This is a genomic window from Psychromonas marina, assembly GCF_030161115.1.
Taxonomy (GTDB): domain Bacteria; phylum Pseudomonadota; class Gammaproteobacteria; order Enterobacterales; family Psychromonadaceae; genus Psychromonas; species Psychromonas marina.
This window is the reverse complement of record NZ_BSPQ01000010.1, coordinates 38,383-64,744: the sequence shown is the minus strand read 5'-3', so window position 1 is coordinate 64,744 and position 26,362 is coordinate 38,383. Positions and strand designations below refer to the sequence as shown.

Genomic DNA, 26,362 nt, shown 5'->3' with positions numbered 1-26,362 from the left:
CATAGTTGGCTTGACCGTCTTCTAGCTCAGCGACGATAAGTTGTTTTTGCGAAGGCAAGACCACCACGCTAGCAATGCTAGGATCAACAACCTTAACCACCATATTATTAACTTCAACATTATCGTATTCATCACCATCAACAATGCCATCTTCAACAATTTTATGCTGAATTTCAAAAGACTCTATACCTGTAGCCTGAACGGAGGCACCACTATTGATAGGAGCGGTCACGGTGATAATGCGTTCTTGGTACCAATTTGAGTTATCAAATAAGAAGGTGATACCTTTGGCGCTGCCATTCAACAAAATCCCTGCTGAGGATAAAGCAACACTATCTTGATCCTGATCATCAGCAAAACTAGCAGGAAGTGCAGAAAAAGATACAACCCCTTTCGGTGGACGCGTTAGTACTACCGCATATTGCACAACAGCATTAGTACCAAATAGCAGACCATCGGTATCTCTAAACAGCGTATCGTGACTGCTTAACGGAATTAATCTTACACCCGCTTCATCTTCATCGAGAACCTTAGCGCTTAAACTACGTACTACATCTCCGCTATCGGTCGTATGCTCAATAAGGCTATTATGTCCTTGAAGGTCATCCGCTACGACTTCCACTGAACCGCCTTCAGGACCATCACCGATGTTAAATTCATCCGAACCAAGGCCGCCAATTAACTGCAATTCAGTATCAGATGGCGTACTGAAAACGAAGAACTCATCATTACCCTCTAGACCATCAACAATGATTTGCTCAATACCTTCATATGAAGAGTAACGACCGGCACCATAAACACCGTCATCGGTCACCACGAGCTTATCTGCGAACTCTGTTCCTAATACGGTAAGAGAATCCAAGCCATCACCACCCGCAATTCGTACCGGTGAATTAATTGCATAAGAGATATAATCGGCACCATCACCACCATTAATATTGGTGATCGGTGCATCTGGATCCGTTGGATCAACTAAAACAAAAGATCTAACAATGAAACTATCGCTATCTGCGCCACCTTGCAGTACTAGTGAAGCTTTATTACTAAGCACATTAAAATCATCATCACCTGCACCACCAATCAAAGTCGCCGCTTTGCTTACACCGTTAGAAAGGTAACCTTTGGTTGTGAGATAAGTCAGGAAGGTATCTGTTGCAGCCAAACCGCCAAGCTCATCACGTGGAGATTGGTACATTTGACCTATTTGAAAACTATCATCTCCAGCACCTGCATCGACGGTAATTAATACATCGCTATCATCAAAGATAAAGGAATCATTACCACCATATGTCGACAAAGATAAAGCGGTAAAGCCACTATAATCAATGCGTTGCTGTGTATCGTAGCGATAAAGTAGTTCATTTCTGAATAGGAAATAGTCATCAACGGCATTGGCATCTTCAGTGGTAACTGTCAGGGTATTACCTGCTGAATTTGGATCCTTAGCAGGTACATCCTCAACGACAATATCACCGCTAGCTGTACCAAATAGTTTAAGTTGATAACTATCAGCATTGGCTCCACCTGCGAGCAACATACTCTCGACTGTGCCCTCTTGGGTCACACGGATAACATCCTGACCTTCGCCAGCTTGCACTTCAACCGTGCCAATCGAACCTGTGATATTAAGTTCAATAGAATCAACATCATTACCGGTGTTTATCAATAAATTACCGGTGCCATCAGTCGCTATAAGATTAATATTATCAGCACCGTCACCGGTGAACACATTCAAATCACCAATTAACCCAGTTGTATTTAAGGTCAGTTTGTCATTACCAGCACCCGTATTAATGGTTAGGTTCTCAACAAATTTACTATTGGTCATATCAACAATATCGTCCCTGACATCATCGCTTGCATTGATATTTAGGTTGAGATTTTCAACCGTACCAAACCAGAATCCGTTATTAAGTAAGCCACCTGCATTACTAAATGACAACGTATCATAGGTGACATCATATGCTTCTTGGTAGGCTTCATAAGCAGGTGTGGCAATAAAGTCACTATCGACCGTCACAACTTCGGTAAACTCTTCGCGAAGTGTTACTTGTAATGGAATATAAAAATTATCGGCATCCTTAATGGTTTGAATATCCATATAAGCAATTTGACCATTAGCCATACGAATACGCGTGCCATCGTCCACAGGTGCGACAATATCAATGCCGTCAATTAAGGCGGTTTGATTCAATGCGGTGGTAATAAAGGTTGCAACATTTTGATCGTTAAAATCAATAATGGATGCTTTACTAAGTCCTAAAAGTGCGGCTGTGTACTCAGAATCTGCATAAAAAGCACTAATGTAAGTGTCCCAATTAGCCGCTGTTAAATAAACATCAGATTCAAGTAATTCATATTTTGCAACGCTGTCTGATACGCGATTAATTGCAACAGCAGAAAGTACCTTCACACCAAATTTATCAGTACTTTCGTAACTGTAAGTGAAATAAGACTTATCAAGCACCGCTAATTGTCTTTTATACTCTTTCAGCATTTCAATTTCTTGACCAGCAAGGTTATCCGTAGAAGTTCCCTTTCCTAGATTGATATAAGTCGTAGGAGTGCCGGGTACAATCGCTTGCAATAACGCTAAGGCAGGATCCGTTGTATCGGTAACTTGTAAAGCCTCAACAGGTCCAAGAATATCAGTCAAATCAATGCGCCCAGCAAAAGAGCTAGTCGCATCATTCCAAGCATTACCAAGCGTCACATCTGCTTGTGCCCATAATCCATCGGTATAGCGACGAATTGACTCACTGCTGCCTAGCGCTGGAGAATTTTGCTGATACACACGTAAAGCAGATTCTCCTAACGTGACATAATTTTTTGTTTTGAGATCTTCTGTCACCACGGTTAAGGTGAGATAAGCATGCAGGTCATTTAGCTTGGCTTTTAGATCATCAAATGCATTACCATTATTAGTTAATAAGAACTCTAATGGTTCAGAAATCAACATTCCGTTTAGGGAATCAATACTGAAATTAGCAAGCACTTTAGTGTAATTAGAGTTGGCTAGATAGAGGCCGTGCTTTATGAAATCCCCCATATTAATAAACCATCCCTGACGCAGCTGTGCATCGGCAGACGATTCAGAGGCCTGACTCCAAGTGAAAGAGGATAACTTATCACTAAGCTCATTCCACGCTTGCTGTAGATTCAGCAATTCATTTTCAAGCGTATACTTGATATCAGCACTTCCCTGAGTACTACCAGGTACCTCTCGGTCTATTGATACACTGACATCAACACTCGCTAAAGTGCCATCTCTTAAACTGTCTATGACGTTAATGCTGGTTTCTTTATGCGCTCGAATCAGTGCATCCTGCACGTCAACTCTGGAAATATCTATACCACTTTCAGCAGTAACATAGGCACTTTCAAGCCAATCTAACTGTGCTGTTTGAGCCAAATTAATAATGCTTTGTTGAGCAATATAATCCACATCAAGTTTATTGCCACCATTTTCAAGAATCAACGCCTGTGCGACCTGCGCATCTTTTACTTCCTGCGTTTGCATTGGATCACCAGTGAAGATAAATTCCCCTAGGTGCAATGTTTCTGTAGCAAGTGAAACATTCAGTGCAACATCATCTTTAGCATTAACTGTAATCGTATCTTCACCTGCAGCACCTGCGATGCGAACCACACCAGCAATACGCGAAAGATCATAACTTTCTGGAATCCAACGGGTTTCTGTACGTTCGGGTAAATCCGCAAAACGATAGGAAGCTAACCCATCAACTTGTGCAGCTTGCCATGTTTCCACAATGTTATAGGTAACGTCATTGATTGCTTCTACATCATAGAATAGTGACAAGAGATCAACGAGTAAATCACCACCGGTCTGATTATTTCCATGCTCCGTAACTTGATCATCTGAGATGAAGATGAAACTTTCATCTTTCTGATCAACACCCGTAACATGTGGCATTGCGCCCCTAGCAGTACCCGCTTCTGGTACTTCACTGGTGACAATATGGCCACCTTCAAGGTTGATAGGTGAATGAGTATGACCGTGAAGGAAATCACCATAAAGAGAATAACCCAGCGCTTTTCTAAGGTAATCGGTAAAGAGTATATCGTCCACTGACAATAACCCCATAGGTCCATCGACCCACTTATCAATCCAAATTTGACTACCACCTAACAGCGCCTGAACGCCAGAAACATCTAATCTATCAGGCATTTGCGCTAACTGATCACTGCTGAGCAGTGCTCTTATGTTAGCCAAACCTGAAGTTGCAGAGTTTTGGTCATATTGTCCTGGTAAATAAGAAAATTGATTTAAAATATCATTGGTTTGACTAACGTAACGGGAAAAATTACCTGAGTAAATATCACTGTCACTGGTGGCATTAATACCAGCTCGGAAGTGATACAAAGCAGTTGCAAGGTTCGTTTCTAATAAATTCCAATGGTCTTTATCAATGATTACGTCTTCTTCTTTGGCTGTTGGGAACCATTTATGAAAGAAGACTCTAAACAAATCTTGCATTTTGATATCATCAACACCGGAGACGAACTCGCGTTTTACCAAACTGATCGCATCAGTATAAGTTTGAGTGCTGACCAACTCTTCAATCGTAATTTCTTTACCCACTGTATAAGTTGCTGCGGCGCCAGGGTAAGTCACTTCAAAGGATTCAGATTCTCCACCAATAATAACTTCATCATCTCCTGAGCCCAAATTAATCAGCAAGCTCAAGCCTTCATCGAGGCCATAAAGCCATATTTTATCGTCACCACTACCCGTAACCAGTGCCAACCTTTCAATACTGTCGATGTTCTCTAACTTAATCCCTGCACCATATAAATACTGTTGATCATCTTCATCAGTATAGATATAGAACTCATCATCAAAAGAGGTACCAGCAATGACAATCGTATCAAACCCACTGCCTCCATAGATTTCAACACGGTTATTTTCAACATAATCAATTAAGGTATCTTTATCTTTTGGATCGATAACACCTTCAGCATCTCCAGCTCCCGCAGAAATATTCCCACCCGCCATTTCACTAACGCCAAGGGTCGCTGATGGATTAAGTTCAAGATGAGCTTTTAGGAAGAAGGTATCATCGCCAGATTCACCATAGAGCTCCAGTTCAGCAACATTATGATTGACCTCGAAATAGTCATCACCAGAACCACCATATAAATAAGCGTTATAACTCACCCCTGCGGTGATGCCAGGATCATTAGCATCGCTACTATCAACAATTTCAACTTCTCTACCGTCAGAAATCACTGTTGTGGTTTTAAGAACACGACCAACCAGGAAGCTATCATTACCTTGATCACCATATACGCTTACAGCAGCTGCAGTATCGTCGATGATAAAGGTATCATTACCTTCTCGGCCATGCGTTTCGACTTGCTCTACCGTAAAGTTGTAAGATACGCGTTGGAATTCATCTATCGTGCCAAAGTCAGCAGAAGCTCTAGTTTGAGCTGCAGCATCAGCAATATCAGTAGGATCGGTAAATTGTAAGAAGCCGTCTACAGTATCAACATTAGTAAGCTCTACAGTAAAGAAGTTGTCATGGCGATCGGTCGCGGCACCAACAAGATTAATGGTCCAAGGATCTTGTTCTGTCCCTGTACCTGTAATCGAAGCGTCATCATCAAATGCCCGTAAAGCACTTTCTAATTGTTGACGGAAATTAACAATTTGCGCACTTTGAGATGCAGGAAGAGTTGCGCTATCAAATATAAATTCAGACTCTGCACCATTGTAATTTAGGGTAAATTCAGTACCCGCTAAATCCGCTAAGTTTGCAGGCCAATCTCCACGATAGAAAAATAGCTGTTGTTGGTTGATCGGGTTATCAAACATAGCATCAACATTAGGTGCGCCCGCTAATAAAGCATCCCCTATACCATTATCTAGACGTTCAACAATAGCCGTTTTAAGCTGAGTGACTTCTGTATTGTCATTCGCCTTTAATAACTCGTAGAATCCGAGATAGTCTTGATCTGCATCGACTAGCACAATTTTCCATGGATCATTGACACCATCGCCACTGACAATAACATCACTGATACTGTCTAAAGACTGTAACGCAGACTCTATGGCCTTACGTTGATTAAGAAGATAAGCAGCATCGCTATTATCCAAATTAACATCGATTTCAATGGTTTCTTCACCGTTATAGCTAAATTTCAAAGGCACACTGAGCGCGGTGTAGGCAATCTCATAATCACTGCTAGAGGCAATCACATCTAAGTGAATCGTATCGTCCTCCCCACCACCTTGTAATTCCAGTGTATCCGTATCGGTACTCAAGCTGCCACTGTCAAGAATACGGATATTAGACGCTTTACTAAGCTCCCCCGTTAGTGACACTGTGTAATTATCGCCGCCTTCTGTTCCATCAAGGATGGCATTTTTTGTAAAACCTGAAATCGAAAAATTATCGATTTCTGCGCCACCGTAAAAAATAAAGCTTTCAAATAGACTAACATCTTCTTTTTCTTCAACATTTTCCTCTGAAACAACAACACTTTCACCGCTTGCATCGGCTTTTTTCTGAGTATATTTGATGATAAGCTCATCATTTGTAAGAATAAATGTACCGCTGCGAGACTCAAGTAACAGATCACCGCTGCTTAATGGATCACCTATAAAGGTATCCTCGCCTTCGTTCCCTGTAACGCGATCTTCTCCACTACCCATTTCAATGCGATCATCATAACGACTACCAACAATCCAGTCGTTATCATCTCCGCCAATTAACCCTAGCTCTGCAACAATTTTTGATTGCAATATATCGTCACCAGCAACGATATCTGGTGAATTAGGTACCAAACCAGCAATGAGCGTGTCATCACCTTTGGCACCATCAATATTTAAAATATCGTTGGTCCCACCATCAATCAGCGTCATCGAACGTAAATTGATCACCACGCCATCACCTAAGGTACTGCCTGAATTGAGGATATTAGCATCACGAGTATGGTTAATTTGCATCACATCAAATTGCACCTCTTCATCGTCGCTATCTTCATTGAGAATCTGGTTTCCTATAATAAAGAAATCATCAGCATCAGAGCCTGTTATACGTATATTGTCTTCGCTGGTATCGGTCACCAGACGTGGATCAAGGAACCAGTCTTGCTCATTGGTTTTCTCTAATTCCCCCGTTGTCTCATTATAATCCCAAACATCTTTTAACAATGCTCGAGGCACTTCACGTTCAATGACTTGTACCGCACTAATCAAAAAATCACCGCTATTAGTATTTTCATCAAATCCATAAACGGCATAATCATTGCTATTAACGGCGACATCACGCTCTACAGACCAAATACCCATATCATCGAGGCGCTCTATGGTCTTATGTGATTCTGCAACCGCGATGTTATCGATACTGTCATCTACCACCTGCCAAGTTAAAATGGCATATTCTGCCTCCAGACTTTCAACACGAGGGTCATAAAAAGTAATGGTCCAACTATTCCCGTCTACCACTACAGATGCTTGATAAACAGCAGATAAAGAAGCTAACGCTATTTCAATGTCTGTTGAAGTTGCATTTGTATAGAGATAAACACTTTCTCCCGCCACATTGATTTGCACAACCTCTTCGGGCGTGGTGAATACAATTTTTTGTACACTATTATTAGTGACTTCAGAAAAATTTTGAGCAGCGCTAACTTCACCTCCTGCATTAAAGTCATAATATAGCTGCAGCGTTTCATCTGAATAAACACTAATCGCCCATTGATCCTGTGCATCATTTAATGACACATCAATAGAGGATACTTCTATCCCCTCACGGTTAGCGTAAGCTAGCAATTTCTGTTGAAATAAAGCGGTTGTTAATGGCGTAACCATTGTTGATGGGTTAGCACCAGCATAAAAATCTGCACTATTTAAATCGAACAAACCTGCTGAAGTACGCGTAATTTCATATTGCGTATTGGTATCTGTTATTGCATAACTCGCATTTGATGACGTCCAGTTAACCCCATCATAAGTAAAGGTAACTTCTACAAGGTTCGCATTCTGAGTTAGGCTCAACTTAATAACATCATCAATCGCAGGAGTCGTTGTTGGGTATGCCACTGTTGCAGGGGTTATAGAACCATCACCTGTTGGACTGGTAATTGTTAATAGTTCATTAGCGTTCACCAAGCCTGCTGTGAAGGCAAATTTAAGATAAGTATTATCTGCAGGAACAGGCACTGCGAAGCTGTTGCTGACCGCAACAGATTGTTGGACATCAGCCGTTTCCATCGGCATAATAATAGGCGTAATTTCAACTGCAAAATATTCTGTTTGTCCGGTTGGCATGATAATAGTAAATTGTATGAAGCCTTCAGGATCCGAACTAATCACTGCATTGATACTCGCCGCTTCCAACACTGAAATACCGGTGAATAAACTACTCAGATCATCCGCGGTATATTGAATGGGATAATCCGACTCAGTTTCTGTTCCATCTAATTGGTAGGCAGTCAGGTCAACAATCGCAGTTGCACCGTTATAACTTACCTTAACTTGCTCGAAACCTAGCGGAATTGATAATAACTGCTGAGAATAATCCAGCTCCATCTGTTCAAGTTGTTTGCTACCAGAATTGTTACCATTATTAAATGTATATTGCACGGTTAAGTCTGGTGCAACTACGCCTTGAAAATCAACAATCCAGCCTGTTTTGTTGCCATTTTGCCCCGCTGTAACAACAATATCAGCTTCATCAATAGTGCTTACTGCGTTTGCAAATTCAGCCGCAGTTAAACCATCAGATAAATCAATGTGTGCGCCTCCAAAATTTATGGCACTTGCGGTAGACATGTTTTCAAAAAATAGGCGAGTATTATCTAATTGTGGCGTAGTGCTATTCGATCCTAATACTAGTTTTTCCGTTTGACCGGATAGCCCTATTAAGTCGTAATGTAAAATAACATTGAGTGCCGGATTGGCGCCAAAATCAATGTTCCAATTCGAGTTGTTATAAGTCAGCGTAAAGTTCGCCTCATTTAAGCCCAACGCGGCCGCTATTGATGATTTAGTTGTCGTAATATTACTGCTATCTAAAGACACCGCAGTGGTTGCTCCTCCAACAATTTCAAGGGCAAAATTACTGGCACTATTAATATTCGGAAGTATTAACTTACTACCATTTAATAGCGTTTCTACTTGTGCATTTTCACCCAACAAAGTCCCTTCTTGCCATTGAGAAATCAATACCAAGGGTTGAGAGGTACGACTAGATTCAGCCTGAAGACCAATACTAACCCCATCCGTAAGGTCTGCATCAGACACAATCAGCGTCCAATCTGTAGCACTTAGGTCATCAGCTAGCACTTCAATGGTTACACCAGAAAGTGTGCCAATAGCATCTAATAACTGTTGTTTAGTGGTTGTTGCACTAATAACAAAAGATGACTTGATAGTAGAGAATATATCGATGCTACCATCAAGCACATTATTATGCTCTAAGCTGAAACGGACATCGCTTAATACACCTGTTTCTTCACCAACATATAATGCATTTTGTCCTTCACTGGCCGTTAGGCTACTTAAAGGTTCAAAATCAACACTAGTAGTTAATTGCAAGCTAGCTTCGAGTGAGCCAGCAACGACTATTTTCCATTCATCTGCAATATAGCTAACTTGTGCATCAAACCCGGTTAATGCTTTAACCTGTTTAGCAACTGCGTTAACCAGTTCAGCATTATAATTATCGCTATTACTATCAACAACAATATGACGAGACTCCTGATCTTTGCTCAGAGAGACATCATCGAAGTTAATTGTTTTGTAGAGTCCGTTATAGAAAATATGAACGGATTCACCGATTGAGATAATAGAATCAGTGAAGTGATAGGTATTCGATGGCGATGCCTGTTGCGTTTCGGTCAGACTCCATACCGGCAAACCATCTTGGGTACTAACCACTAATTTAACCTGTGGTGAATTTTCAAAACTACTGATGATTGTAAGTAATGCATTCGTAGCAGCACTCCAATCAACAGCTTTTCCAGTTAAGTCAGCAGTATCTAATGCAGCCACAATTTTTTCGTGAACGGGTAACAAGTTGACTTGCTCTGTACCCATTTGTAGAGCTGCTGTTTTCATCCAATCAGACCAAATTAACTGACTGTCTATCATCGCTGTTTCAAGGATTAATGATGGCGTACCATCGCTATTAAAAGCATAATCCCATACACCGGCATCGGCTTCTGCAATACGTAAAAATGCAGCTAAGTCACTTGAATCTGCTTCTTTATATTCTTGTCCTGAATAAGCTTGTTGCTGATAATGATAAGCAAATTGTTTCGCGCCCGCTGAGTCAATTTGTATAACCCAAGGAGAGCCCGTTTCACCAGCATCTGTTGATGATACAGACACACTGACATTATCAAGGGCGTCATTAATAGCCGTAGCGACCTCTGCCGCTGTCATCCAACTGTAGAGGGTTACAACATTATTAAACTCTGTATTTTCAAGGTTGTTGATCAGACCACTGTCTATCGCTGCAGTGTTATAACCATAAAATAGAGTTACTCTATCTAAGCCCCTTTCAAGGCTAATTTCTTGCGTATCGTTACCTACAACTTGAGTTGCCGGAATATAAATATCATCAAGAATAGGCTCTGAAGTAACTGGATCAAATGAGTAAATACCACTTTCTAGAGAAACACGGTAGAAATATTCTCCCTGTCTGGCATCCATACTATCACTGGTGGTGACGGCTGAATCTGCATATACGCTATGATCACCTTGGTTATCTGTATACTCAACCGTTAATAAAGCATAATTTGCCTGATTGTCAGCAATAAAACCAAACTCATCAAGGTTCAATAATAGGCGCTGTTTACCAAGATGGGTTAACGAGCTAAGGGCCAAATCACTTGACGAAAGCTTGTTTTCAGCAATACCTACAAGCAGTTTAAGCCCATCAGTAATACTCTGTTCTGAATTATCAGCAATATCAACGCTCGCACCCAAATAATTAATGCTGATATTAGTCGCGCTAGCGGGGATGATAGGAACATATTGCAAGTGATTATCTGCTCGAGTCACAGCTTGGGTTTTTCCTTCACCCGAATCAGCCTGCCACATTGTTTCAAGTTCAGAACCCGCATCTACGTCCACGACTAATAAGTCGGTATCGATTAAATCACTAATGTGCAAATCATCATCACCGGCTTTTAACTCTAGTGTTAAGCTTTCTACATTGGTCAGCGTGATTTTATCAAAAGCAACGTCGGGGTTAGTTTTATCATCACGAACACTTAACACAGCAGCTGTACTAGCGATGTCTTTAGCCAAAGTAACTTCATTTGCATTGTCGTTCAGTATGGCACTCAGAATATCTGCATCTGCACCACCATCGACAATAATATTACTGCCCGCAACGTAGTTCCAAAGAATAGTATCTTCGCCTGCCTCACCGTAAAAACTACCGGTACTTTCACGTGCATCAATAAGATCATCACCTTCGCCTGCATGCACCTCATTTTCACCTGAGCCACCAGAAATTTGATCGTTTCCCGAACCTGCATAAATAATATCATCGCCACTTCCGCCCATAATGACATCACCATGTACATTTTGTAGCTTGAAATCTTCTTCCAGAATTTCTGTTGTAGTCAACGTCACAAGCCCAGTGTCAGCATCATATCTACTACTGTCAAAAGGTGTGCCATCGGGTTTGTAATAGGAACTGATTATGCCAGCAGTCGTTGTCGGAGCAACGGTTTCATCACCTGAATCAATAAAGTCTGCGCCACCATAAGTGGCAATCGTATCCATACCACCACGCTTATTGCTCTCTTGTAAAACAAGTGCATAAACCGCTGCTCTCTCTGCTGCATTAGACATATCAATGCCAGCGGCGGCTAAATTTAAAAGAGTGATTGCATTAACCGTAGTTATCGTGTCATCAGCAAAAATAATATCGTCAGCGGCACCACTAAAGATCGAATCATTACCGGTTCCCGCAAGTGCAACAAAGCTTTTATAACCAACATCTTCACCATCAAGGTATAAGCTATCGTTCCCCTCATCACCAATCATCATAATATCGGCTTTGATAGTGGAATCAACAGAGATAATATCGTCTCCAGAATCCCCTTTGAGTATGATATTACCTACCGTATCGCCGCTATCACCGGCATTAATAACGATCGTATCGTGCCCTAAACCACCATTAATGAAGATATTGAGTGGCGTAATTTGTGGCTGAAAGACACCTGCTGAGAGGGTCGATGTATTGATATCAGCTTTACCATTCAGATTGATTTCAACAACATCATTACCATCACCTAAGTCTGCAAAATCAATACTATTTATAATTCCATCGAGTTTGCTGATTCGGTAAGAATCTTGATTACCAGTGCCTTTAACTTTTAATGTATTAACTGCATTAGCACCATAAACTTCAACACGCTGCCCTGTGCTGACAATGATAATATCTTCATCATTACCATTTGTAAGGCCTAATAATGTTGTCGACAACGTTGCTAGCTCTGAACTTGTGTAATAATCAAAATCAAGCATGCCGAGCTTGAATAAAGATTCAATTGTCCAAGGCGTATCACGATCAAGTCCTTGAACAGTAAAGGCATTAGCTACATCAGAATCATCCCCCCAATACTCAAGCGTTAACTCCTTGCTAGCCGCATCATAACGAGTCAGATGTTCGGGAGATGTGTGTACACACTCCCATTCAAAGGATGCAATGACTTCTTCTACAAATCGATCTCTTGCTTCAAAAATAGTAATAGTTGCAAAAGGAGTCTCAATGCCTACCCACAAGAATGCTTCTATAAACAGTGCTAACTGTCCGTGAACATCAAATAGACACTGCGGTCCGTGAGTGATACGCTCAATTAACTCTGCGCCGTATAACTTACCGTCACCAATCGGATTACCATCTTCAAACTCGGTTAATTTATCATTCAAATCAAAGCCAATAACAGCTTCGATACCACCAATAATCCCAGCTTCTACAAAGCCGCCAAGGCCCAATGATAGGCCTGCAAAAATTTGTGCCGTCAGGGTAACCTCATCCAAATCACCGGCTGTATTCTCAGCGCCGTGATCATCGAGATAGAAACCATTCATGATGCGCCAAGCTTGTGATGGATCGTAGTCAGATTGTTGGAATTCGATGAAACCACTGGTATCAAAACCAAAGTCAAAATTAGTTTCTACGCCAATCGAGCCACCTATGATGGCATTCAAACCAGGATAAATTGGGTAAGATTTACTGTATAAAAATTCGAGATCAAGATCAGGTAAGTCATACCAGAACAAATCAACTGTTTTACCTGTTAATAAACCCAATGCAGATGCAGGATCTTCAAGAATAGGTAAACGGAAACGTCTTGTATCATTAAGCGTAACACCAGGCCCTGCGGTATTTTTGTCTAATCCTTTCTGATCTGGCCCAGCAGCAACAGAACTTGAACCTTCTCCACCACTCGCCGTTGACTTCTGGCTACCATCTGATTTTTTAGTATCTTCTGCAGAGACTTGAGAGTCCTTAGCCATAAGGAATGCTTCTGTGAGATAAAAATCACCAAAATTAAGCGTACCGCCCATCCCATCAACTGAATCAATAAACTCGATGGTTGACTTTAATACAGCCAATACTTTTTTAGCAGTATCAACCACTTCTGCTGGTAATTTTAGATAAGCTAAATCTAAAAATTGCATGGTTGTGAAGCCTAAATCAAGCTCCATTGTTAATAAATCGACTACGGGACGCAGCGGGTCAATAATATCTTTGATAATTTTGAGTGAGTCACCCAAAAAGCTATCCATAATAGAGCCTGCATCAAGGGTTACATCCCTTAACACAACTTCTGGCAGACCCGTTTCAAAATTAAAACCATTGTTACTAGACCACGTTGCATTACCCAAAACCTGATCATATTCAATAAAGGTATTCATCGATGGTAAAATAGCGCCGGCGGTTGTCGCTGCAACGGCAAATACATCAGCATATGCAACCGCACTCGCATTGAGTCCCAAGGAGATACCTTCACCTCTCCATTTTCCGTCACCATCCGCATCTTTAATATCAAGCCCTAGATGACCATTAATGCCCGCTTCACCATATAGATCCATGGTGAGAAAACCGAGGGTAGCGCTGACTGAAGTATGATTAGCTAGTAGATCAGGGTCGGTATAATCAGTACCCGCTTCATAAGCAAAAGTTGAACCATCATTCTCCGTGGTAAAATTGGCTTTAAGGTCAAGAGTGATCTCCTCCCCTTCACTATTAATCCCACTGGTATCAAGATAAATACCACCGCCATCAATACCTAATCCAATGCCCATTAGATAATCAAGAGCAACTTGTATTTTGGCATCAACATCTAAATTAAGACCTTCCAGGCCAACAGAGAAATCAATAGCAATATCTTCGGGATTAACATAACTGCTAGTAACTACCCCATCTTCAATGACTTCTACTTTGTCACCAACAAGGACACCACCAAACATAATATTAAAAGATAACGCACCTTCAGGAGATAAAGTTAACTGTATATCATCACTACTTTGTGGTCGTTTAGTGATGATTTTTCCATCCTCACTATATTGAAGATTGCCATATTCATCTAAAACCGGTACGACAAACCCAAACAATGAATCATTAATGTCTTTAAGGCCTTCGTATAGCGCCTCTCTGATAGCATTAACAATCACATCGAAAACGCCATCATCTTTATCAATCATTTGCTCTAAAAGGTTGGTCAGGCTAACTTTCCCATCCGTAATGGTCTGGCCATCAGGAATAACGTTATCAGTGACATAACCTGTAGGGACAGCTAGACGTACATCCATTACTGCTGAGCGCACACTGTTTAAACTTGCGGCCATATCATCGAAAGCTTCCCCCCCAATTAAAGGCAATTCAATGCTACCTATACCCTCTGCAACTTTGTCTATACCGCTAAAGAAACCATTTAATCCACTTAATACAACTTGCGGATCATTCAATAGTGAATACAGCAGTGCAATGCCACCAAAATCCATTTTGAATTCAGGTACTTGATAATTTATGCCATTAAAATCAAAGCCATCTTCTAAAGAGATGCTTGCCCCTGCATCAAAATGTAAGACATTATCAGCATAACCATCTTTATTTATGTCGGAGGTTGTTCCACCAATCGGTAATGCCTTGATTGGGAAGTACATAGGTAAATCAACTAGCACATCTGCTTGGCCTTCAACGATAAAGGCTTCAACAATGTCACTAAAGTCAATCCGACCATCATAAATAACATCTCCATCAACAAGTTCACCCGGCTCATCAAAGCCAATGGCAAATTCTGCATCTACGGACATACTTCCTTCGTCAATGATAAAACCAATATCACCTAACCCCAGATCACTGTGTATTCCGAGCAACATTTCGATATCAAAGGCATCCCCAGTAACGCCTGCGAAAAACCCTGATGTTGACTCTAGGTATAAGTCCGGAGCAAAAACATTAGATAAGTCAAAACCAATTCCGGCGGTAAGTTCTGCATAAGCACGAAGATCAATATTGGTACTGGCTTCAGCAGTTAGAGGCGTGATATCAAACGCATCACCAAGCCCTAAATCTTCAAGGTCAAAGGTAAGCTCTAGCTCGTCTGTATATTCATAAGCGAGATCAAAATCAGCTGTGAAGGTAGAATTAGCATAACCAAAACTCAATGGCGTAAAGTCACTACCGAGACCAAATGCACCTTGTAATTCCTGATTTAGTTTATCTGCAAGTTCACCTATCCCAGCGCCATCCGTCGCATTCAAAAATGCTCTAGTATCACTAATTGCAGCACCTAACTTCTCTACAAAGTCAGCACCATCGCCCAGTAAATCTGCCACTGACTGATCAATTATTTCAATATTTTGATAAAGCGAACCAGATTTTAGCAAACCGTTGGTTAAGGTTAAGCTGTGATCAACACCTACACCAGTAAGGTCAGTGACCGCTGCATTTTCACTAAAGGTTCCTTGGCTATCTAGGTAGCTTGCAACATGAGTCCAATGCTCTTCATAGGCCACAACTTCTGTAACACCATTAGCATCTATCTCTTCTCTTCCCCAGAAGGAGATTGAAGGATCACCGCTAATATATTTATTTAACGATATATTTAACCCATCTGAATTTAATACGTTGCGTGTACTAGCATCGCTATCATCTCGTCTGAATTGAGAAACAAACCCTGCAGCAGAAACTATAGCAGCATCAATTTCAGCTTCGTAAAGATACAAAGTACCAGAGTCTTCATAACCTAGATAACGCTCATCACCTGTCGCAACATCCTTCCATCCACTGATTGTACGAACCGTACCACCATCATTGACCTGCACAGAGGTGATGTTTGCATTCAATTCAAAATCACTTAATACTGTCGTTTCGATTAAGGTTGATGCAGGCATTTCGTATAATGGCACACTATCCGCACCACCAATCTGTACTGCAACATAACGTTCAGCATAAATATCATTTGGACTCAGGCTGTTAACCCAAACGTCTTCATTGATACCAACAAGATCGGTAAACATGTCTTCTAGTGCAGCTAAAATCATATCTAGAGAAAGTCCAGATAGTTTTAGAAGGTCTTCCATGCCTTCAACGTTAAGCGTCGTTGGGATAGACGCAAACAGTTCAAGTATTCCAACATCTGAACCTAAATCGGCACTGCTTGCAGAGATAATACCGGTATTGGTTTCAATACCCGGTAAATCAAATTTAGGGGTCACGGGTAACAACAAGCTATAGCCAGCTGTTCCATCAAGATTGGGTTGAGAAATGCGAGCGCCAGTAGAGTCGTTCAACAAATCAAAAATGGTTAAAGTACCATCTGCAGATATACCAAAACTTGCCTCCATTGCCACAACCGCATTTTCTGCAGTAAGTCCTATAGGCCCTAAGCTAACGCTCATATCAAAGGTACGCTGTAATGAACCAAAAACGCCTTCTAAGTCAACGCTTATCTCCTCTTCGAAGATCAACTCGACTTGATCAGATTCATTAACTCTAATCTCTTCGATGGTGTAATAACCGCTATTACCGGAAACGCCATCCCAGAAAAGCATCTCCCCAACTGCGTAATCTTCAACTTCTCCTTCTACAGTAACAGTGCGAGTAGCTTCATCAACGGCACTGACATTATTGAGCCCGCCCCCAACTTCAAGCGTTCCCTCTACGCCGATATTGGTCACATAGAACGCACCATCAGCATCAATACCAAAGGCAAAATCAAGGTCGATACCCGCCGTGAAATCGAAATCATGGACGCCTGCATCAAAACTAAAATCTAGTGGTAGGTTAAATTTTGGAATAGGTAAATCTATCCCCAACTCAGCAAGATCAAAGGACAAACCATCTTCGCCGAATGAACTCAAGCTCAGTGTTTCTTCCGCAAGTTTAAGCGTGACACCTATCTCACTGGTTCCTCCACCTGTACTTCTTACAAATGAATAATCACTGTCGCTGTTTGTATTCAAATAATCAATCAGTTCATCTATCGATGCACCAGGCGCAGCTGAAGTGAAAAAGCTATCTGTAGCGGTCTTAATCAGATCGACCTTATTACCAATAAAAGTACTGTCCAATGCATCACCAACAATGGATCCACCAAATAAATCAACCGCACTTAAACCAATAATAGGTATTTTAAAGCCATCGAGGTAACCGTCAATTTGGTTGCCAAGGTTATTACTCCAGTCGGCAAATGCATCTAAGCCTATTGATAATTGACTTGAATTAGTCGTTGCCGTTAATAAAGGTAATAGGCTTGCGTCTATTCCCGTTAAATCGTAACGCACCCCCTTATTGATTTGGCTGGCTAATAAACCAGAGTCGGTATGCTCTAAGCCAAGTGTATGACCAATTTCATGCAACATGACGGTCAGCAAATCTATGCCAGTTTCAGCATCATTACCCGCGTTCGCAACCCCGTTAGCATCAAATTCATCGTCGAAACTCTCGGTCAGGTCGATAAACCAACCATAACCAGCAGCAGTATCATCAAGCGTAATTAAGTCTGTTGAAGAGTTCGCAATCAAGGTTGGAGAATAGGTAGATAGGTCATCAAATTGGTAGTCTAAGGCATCAACAATGGCACTAGACACCCCCGCAGTAATCCATCGATTTTTCGCTTCCGCCCATAGGTCATCTGTATCTGAGCTTTGCGCCTGCACTAAAGGGTTAGCCGTTCCAATCGCAGCAACACTTAAGGCACTTGTTGAAGCCTTGGTTGGTATATCTGTAATGCCTTTTTCTGCATCCAACTCAACACGTAAGAATGAAACGTTGTAAATGCTCTTAGGGGTAATTATTTTTTCGATGCCTTGGGCAATAATAGTGCTAGTGACTGATTCATTGAGTATGGTTATTACTCGAAGGTTTTCAGAAATTTGTTGCTCAGTAATATCTCCTTTTATTTTTGAAAAATCTAACGTGTCTTCTCCATCTCCACCAATAACAATATCAGTACCAAAACCAACGACATTTCCATCACTGTCTTTAAGAGAATCATCAAAAACGAATGTATTTTTTTGGTTGTTACCAATTAACAAGTCATTTAAACGTCCGCCACCTAAATTCTCAATCGATTCCATGGTGACGTTTTGGCCAGTATCCGCAGACTTGATTAAAGAGCCAATCGCAATCGTTTCATCGGAGGCGTTATTTTCTAATATTTCTACATTGGTACGCTTATAACCGGTGATATTGAACTCTGCAAAGGTAAGTGTAAAACCGCTTGTAAGATTGCCAGAAACAATAATAGTAGCCCTTGGGGTTGTATCCCCGTAAGCAGTATCAATAGCCGCTTGAAATGTAGCCTCATCAAGCGTAGCAATATCGATAACATCCGTCGTAGGTGTCGGTGACAATAAATCAGAAGGGTTAATAATAGGCAACTGGAGTTTAAATGTACCCGTTGTATTCTGCACAACGTTCAAAATATAGGTTTCTTGGCTCAAGCTTGAACCGCCATTGGACCTATGAAGCGTTATCCCGCTACTTTTTATTTCAACATTTTCATGGATCATATCCATGGTATAAAAATCATCGCCATTTTTTAGTGCATCAGCAATGTATATTTGAATAATATTTCCAGTAATGGTCACCGCGACATCGGTTATGTTAGTAAGGCTTTCCAGAGCAGTTTCAATCATGGATGATGTTGCAGGCCAGCCCATGGCATTGGTGGTTTCAGCACCGTATTGCAACGCAAAAATACCACCATCCGCGTCAACTTGAATCTCTATACTGTTTTGATTACCTTTGAAGGTTTCTTCAAGCAGTGATTTTTCTAGACTGATATCAGTATAAGTAACTAAAGCCTGAACACCGTCTTCCACAAAGGATAATGTAAAGCCCGTTGCTAAATCTCCCATGACACTGATCGTGGCAGCAGAAACTAGATCGCCATAGGCATCATCTATGGCTGTTTGTAATGTCACTAGGTCAAGTGTTGCGGCATTCAAAGCAGTCGTTGTTACAGAAGGATTAACCCCATCAGGTAAGGTTAATGTAAATGTGCCAGCCGACCCCATCGCCAACTGCAGCAACTGAGTCGCAGGACTAGTCAAGTCAACACCCGCTAATGTTTCTGTAATAGATATTCCAACAACAGCACTATCATCAACCATAATTGCTTCACGATCACCTACATCATCAAAAGTAATCACATAACCCGAAAGTAAATCAGGCGCAACAGTCACACCACCTGCTGTGGTGATAGATGTCAGTGAATTTAACTTTGTTTCAATAGTAGCGGCCGTTAAGCCTAAAATAGAAAAGGTTGTCGTATCCGTTCCAAAACCTAGGGTTATATCGCCACTAAGTCCAAATATTTCCAAGTGTTGTTTTTCAAGGATATTTTGTGTTTGAGTTACGCTTGCATTTGCTGGTTGGGTACCATCATTCGCATTTGCAACTAACCAAGCTTTATTTTTATTAAGATCAGCAACTACGCCCGTTGAGCTATTAGAAAATATGACGGTATCTGAATCTGCTTTTCTGGTTTCTAAGAAAGAAAATGAGTCGGGATCACCATCACCGATAACCGTATCTGTTCCTCCAGCACCAAGCACGAAGGTGTTATCGCCATGATTACCTTTTAATATATCATCAAATGGACTGTCATAAGCACCGCTTAGGTTGGTGACCGCAAACTGAGTTGTTAGCCCACTTAAACCTAACCATTCATCGACACCTAATAGACGGTTTCCATCAATTCCGGTTGCACTTCCAAAAATCAATTCCGCAGCTGGAATCGTACCAAATGTACCAGCAGGAAGACCGAGTTCTTTAGCAAGATCTAGCTCAGGGTGAAGTTCAAATTGAAATTCTGCTCCATTCACATTTGCAGCGACCGATGATTGATAATAATCTACAAACAATTTACCCGAAGCGGCTAAGGTTCCTGGTAAAGTAGCGCTACCATGGAATGTAATGACATTATTTTTCTTGCCGCCAATTAAGTTCTCAATACCATTCGCAAAAATATAATTACCTAATGGAATATCACTTGGAACGAGGCTACCTAAAAGGCCATCAAAACCAAGGCTACGAGCCATGATGATATTACTGCCAATCGCAAACGGAGCATCGGTAGGCTCTGTTCCATCCGCATTTTGTAGGCCATGAAACAGATCCACAAATTCATCTAAATTATCAGAAGAAATTTCATAAATATCAATCTGCATATCAGAGTCAACACCAGACAAATCTAAGGTGTCATAAAAACCAGGGGCTACGCCATCAATTTTGATATCAGGAATTTCTGCAACAATGCCAACACCCCAGTTTCCACTAAACTTGTAGGTATCACCGCCGGTCAAACCAGACATCACGTGGATACCAGGTGCAAGTACATCACCAGTTAGTTTTTTGATCAGATAATTGGCAACCGCCTGTCCAGTTGTGGAGTCACCATCGACACCCAGCGCATTGGCAATAATATTACCTGTTACCGCAAACGTATTTCCACCAAAAGAGATAGAACCTACTGCCGCGCTAATAATCGCTTTAATCGCATCAACTTTACCGCTCAAAGAATCATTAGACCTGAACACATCGTAAATTTGTTTGGCGTCTTCTGTTGAAAAACTGATATTGCTACCGAGCATAAAGTTAGCACCGGCGCCGTAGTTTATATTACTGATATTCTTAATTGTGCCAGTGAAGCCAGGTAATGTTTGACTGTAATCTGCAGCTGCAACAATACTTTGAATCTCAGGGGAGTTACCATCAATCGTAACCTCCCAGATTCCATTGCCAACTTTTTCAACAGATACCGCTGAGAAATTTAGAGTGGGGGTACCTAGCGCTTTGTTGATAGCCGTTTCCATTTCCAAGGCTGTGGTCGTATTTTTCAAGGTAACGGTTGTATTGCCACCTACCGCTAAACGGAAGGTTTCGCTGTCATTTAGTTGACTTGATATCGTTTGGATTTGTGGCTTAGCGATAGCAGGATCTGCGGAATCAACTCTCTCTTGAGTAATGGCGACTTCAATATCTTTAAAAACAACCTTTAGCCCATTTTTAGGAAATTCCATTGGATCTTTAAATGTGACAGTCCAAACTTTTTGAAACTGATCAGAGGCTCCTTCAATGACAATAACGTCGGTGATGCCAACCAGCTCTTTAATTGCATTTTGCACTTCTAATCCGGTAGCATCATGCTGAATTTCTCCACTGGTTGAATCGCCATATGTCAGATAAAAACTGCCACTGGATAATTTACTAGAGATTGTCTGAACACCAGAAACATCTGCAGTACCTTTAACGGTTTCATTAATAACAACGCTGTTTGTTTTACTCTCCATTAAGCTCGCAACGTTAATTAAACTTTGCGCGGCAGTTTTCCAACCTGCGGAAGTAGGATCTGCAATTGCATTAGAGAAATCTATGGTATTAATAGCAGTAAAATTAGGTATCGTTAAGTTAAGGAAATCCAGTAACGACGGACCTTCACCTGTAATAGGTGTAAGTGCCAAATCAACTATTTTTGAAAGATTGAATAAACTTGTGCCAATGTTTGAATTTGAACGCAATCCTTCTCCACCAATCAAAGTACCGGCAAAGCTCGCTTCACCATTCACTTTGAAAAGATTATCGTTGCGACCGCCATAAATAACTGTATTGGCATCTATATGTGAGAAAATAACTGGATTGAGTCCATTAGACCCTATTGTCACTTTTAAACTTGTATAAGCATTACCATCAGCATCTACCTTATTGTTAAATTCAAACTTCAATGCTTTAGTCGAATCTCTAAAATCGATAATAATGGCTTGATTAGCATTAGAAGCGGCAGCAGTGTTAATGTTTAAAGGGCGATCAGCATCGGAAACAAAGCCACGAATCCACTCTGGTATTTTAGCGGCCACTTTACCATCTGAAGGACCCCAATCGTCTCCAAAATAGAAGTTTTGAGCACCAGTACCAACAACAATATTTTCAAGGTAATCAAATTCTGTGTCGGATACAGTGAGCGTATTTGCACCTGAATCAAATGTTGCTTTAACATCTCCATCTGACTGCTGCGTACCAATTAATTGATCCGGAGAGATACCATCAGTCCAGGTCAGGTCACCCGTTCCAGAAGTCAATCCACCTCCGGAAAGAACCCATGATAAATCATCGCTTACACGAGTAAAATCAACCGTATCCGTTCCACCATCTTTCAATTCATGGAGAGTATCTTGCCCCCAATTATCAGCAAAGATGTAAGTGTCGTCACCCTTACCACCAGCAACAATATCGTTACCGATATTGGCGATTAGCGTATCATCTCCTGAACCTAAGGTTATATTATTGGCTTTTAGATTAGCGAATAACATAATGCCGTTTTTAATTTTACTGGTATCAATATCAGCAGGATTATCGGTTAGTGGTCCATTAATCGAAATAACGTCCCCTTGGCTAAAACCAGACCCAATCGCTTCGCCCTGTGCATAGCCCATTTCTGTAATAACAAGTGCGTGTGAACGTTGTTCAGCACTATTTATAAAGGAGGATAATGCATATTGAAATGTTGCCCCACCGCCACTGATAAGCGTTTGACCATTAGCGCCGATGATAGAATTAATTTGTATATCATGCTGATTCTGATATTGAACCATGCTGCGATTTGTCTTATTGGCGGAAACATCATTCATTTTGAAGGCAGTAACAATACTGGATGTGTTATTTAATGACTCTACCGTTAACGTCAAAATGCTATTGGTAATTTCAACCGATATAATCGATTCGCCATTAGCAACAATATTCAGCGCTTGTTGTAACTGTTTTGCGAATAGATTGGCCGTATCTTGGTTAGTAAAATCAACACTTGTAATACTGGTGGTTTTTCCTGCTGCTAATTCAAAAATAAGAGCTTCATCGGCATTAACTGCCGCTAAGCTAATCTCATAAGATTCCTTCGTTAACTGCGTTGCATAATTTAAACCTGTTGCATAGGTTAATTGCGCATCATTAATTGATAGGACATTAAAATCAACATCTGCAGTGAATTCTGAATAATCTAAGATATTTTCATAGTTGGCAGGTACGATTGGCGAATCGTTTTTAATGATATGCCCAAGCAAAGCATTCTCATTATAAATTTGATAAACGTTTTTACCTTGCCCAGTTTTAATATCCTTAATGCCCCAAGCATCTAGCGTATAGGTGTAACCGGTTGTGTCATCAAAAGCAGTGACGGTTACATGACCATTTTCCTCAAGCTTAATCACTAAGTCATGCGTAATATTGCTCAAATCAAGCGTGGATATCTGTTTAGCCGTGTCTGAAAAACTTTCATCTGCAATTTTAACCTTACCATTACTGCCACCGCTTTTTTGATAAGCCCAATGGTCATAGACAGTGTAAGTATTTGCCCCACTACCAGGAATTATTGTTTCAATGAATGCCCCACTAGCAGAATTAGCATTATCCGTTATCTTGATGCCAAGTGGTTGTGAACCAGAAGGGTTTGTAGCGCTACCGGAAATAACGATTGAACGTTGTATTTCTATTTCCAAAGCATTGCTTATCGCACTAAAATCGACGCTATCAGCTTTACCCGAGGGGTTAGTTTCAATAACGGTATCAGTCCCCCATCCAGGCAGGAAGGTATAAATATCATTTCCGTCACCCCCCTCCATCCTGTCATTACCGCTGCTACTACGAATGACGTCACTACCTGCTCCAGTAAAAATAGTGCTCGTTTCACCAGCTCTTTGTGAGATCTGAACAATATTATTACCACCATCTGCATTAAAATATGCAAGATGACTCAGGCTGAAAGCTTGTTGAACCCCCTCTTTATTACCATCAACGGTGATTTTATATTCGCTAGTAGTGCCTACTTGCGTGACACGGCCATCAATATCATCCAAAAAATGAACCGATAAATCAGGATCACCTAGTAAATCAAGTTCACTTAACAAACCACCTTTAGCAATCAGTAAAGCAACATTGTCCGATGAACTCGCTATTGATCCAGCTTCAAGCACTCCCAATGAACCACCATCAAGAATAACAGCAACATTTTTCCCTGCTAATAAACTAAGTTCTACACCTGCCGTATTTGTAGTGGAACCGACACCTGCTTTTGCAACGTTTTCTATCGCTTTGGTTGGCGTAGTACCTTCTGATGAAGAGGTTTTAAGTTGACCAAGTGCAACTGACACTTGATTGATAGCGCTTACATCAAGACTTTCCAAGCGCGATTGAAGCGTAATTGTCGTACTATCATCAACAATTATCCCCTTGAGCTCTTTTCCTTGTTCAAATTCAATGGTTACCGTTTTACCGTTAGCAGTAATATCCATACGCAGCTTTGCGGCCACTTCTTTTAATACAATTGATGCATTGGTAAAAGCCTTTAAATCGACAATCGTATCAGAGGCATTAACAACAACGGTTCCATTTTCAGGGTGAATCATCTGACCATTAGTAAGGTGAGCACTGGTAATAACTAATTTGTTATTTACTACCGCGACATTTTGAGGTTCATCTGCAGCTAATAGCCCCTCAAACCTTGGATCATTAGCCGCAAAAGCTAACTGTTCCGTAGACATAATGTCGAGTTGATGCGTGATATAACCAGATTCGGACTCTAGAATCCAATCGCCACCAATGAAACTATTACCAGTCAAGTCATCAGAAGCTGCAATATCAGCTTCGGTAACACCCGCTAATCGATCCACAAAACTAATGCCGACTTCACCCTCGGCAATATTACAGCCGTAGATTAATATATCGCCATCGGCTTTTAATGCTCGGCCCCAAGCTTCAAGTTGCTGACGGTAACGCTCTAAGGAGTAACTACCTAAACTTGCCGTCCCCATACGCATTAAACCAGCTGCACCATGCGATAAAATATGTAATGCAGATACCTCTTCGTAATCGTCTAATAACTCCGCTAACTGCTTAATTCCGTCACCTTCACCATCCAATAATACAACCGTGACGCGTTGTGCCTGTGGACGTTCATAAAGATGCTCATCGCTACTGTTTTCACCATCCGTACTTTGAGTGACATTTTGAAGTGCGCTATCTTTTTCACTTGGAAACCATTCTGCAACTAACGCATTACCAGAACTAGTAGCTTCTGAGTGCCACTCTAACTCATCAGCGGCATCCCCCATAAAGGTGCTTAGCAGTGCACGATAATCTTCAACTGAGCGGTCAATAACGACAAACTGGTGGCCATTTAATTGTTGAATATGTTGAATTGTATTGGCCTGCGAGCCTTGTGCTTCAACCTCTACTGTATTGGCCTCTGGCGCTATACTTAGCTCTGGATTTACCTGACTTGTTTCTGTTTCAGCCTCAGTTGAAATTGAAACCGTTTGCTCACCTAAAATCTGTGCAACGCTACTCTCTTGATCAGTGATTAATTGATCTAATTCATCGCTGCTTAATTGTTCATTTGAAAGTAATTCGGTTGTGAATCGTTGATTCGGATTAGAAGCGTAAAGGTCAAGGTCAGCAGGTTGGAGCGTAGTCGTAGAAGTTAGGTCTGAAGATGCGGTGTTAAAAGAGGTCGTAGTTGCAGTGATTAGGTCTGGACTGGTTTCATTGCCGATATCATTATCAACATGATTATCAACATCATAATCATGTTGGCGAACCAACTGTAACTCTTGTTTGTTACTGGCTTCTGCTAGCCCCGCATCAATCAGTTGCTCTATCATCAACTCGTCATTAAGCAATTCAGCGCTTAACGCTAATGGAGCCGCATCTGCTGAGAGCAAATAGCGATTTTCCATCTGCTCCATCAGATACGTATTACGTCGACGCGCAGTCATCACTTTTCTATTCCACAGGTATTGACGTAAGTTCTGTAACTTATCGTAACGAGATCTAAATAGACGGTATAAAATAGCTGACAT

The 26,362-nt window shown here is 41.1% G+C and carries 1 protein-coding gene (cut by a window edge); it reads right to left on the bottom strand.

What is annotated here, in order from left to right:
* Window positions 1-26,362, bottom strand: the 5' portion of a protein-coding gene (locus QQK09_RS11205) for a DUF4347 domain-containing protein (protein WP_284204230.1). The gene continues 11,873 nt to the left of window position 1, outside the view; the window shows 26,362 of its 38,235 coding nt (coding positions 1-26,362); the start codon lies at window positions 26,360-26,362; its stop codon lies off the left edge, out of view.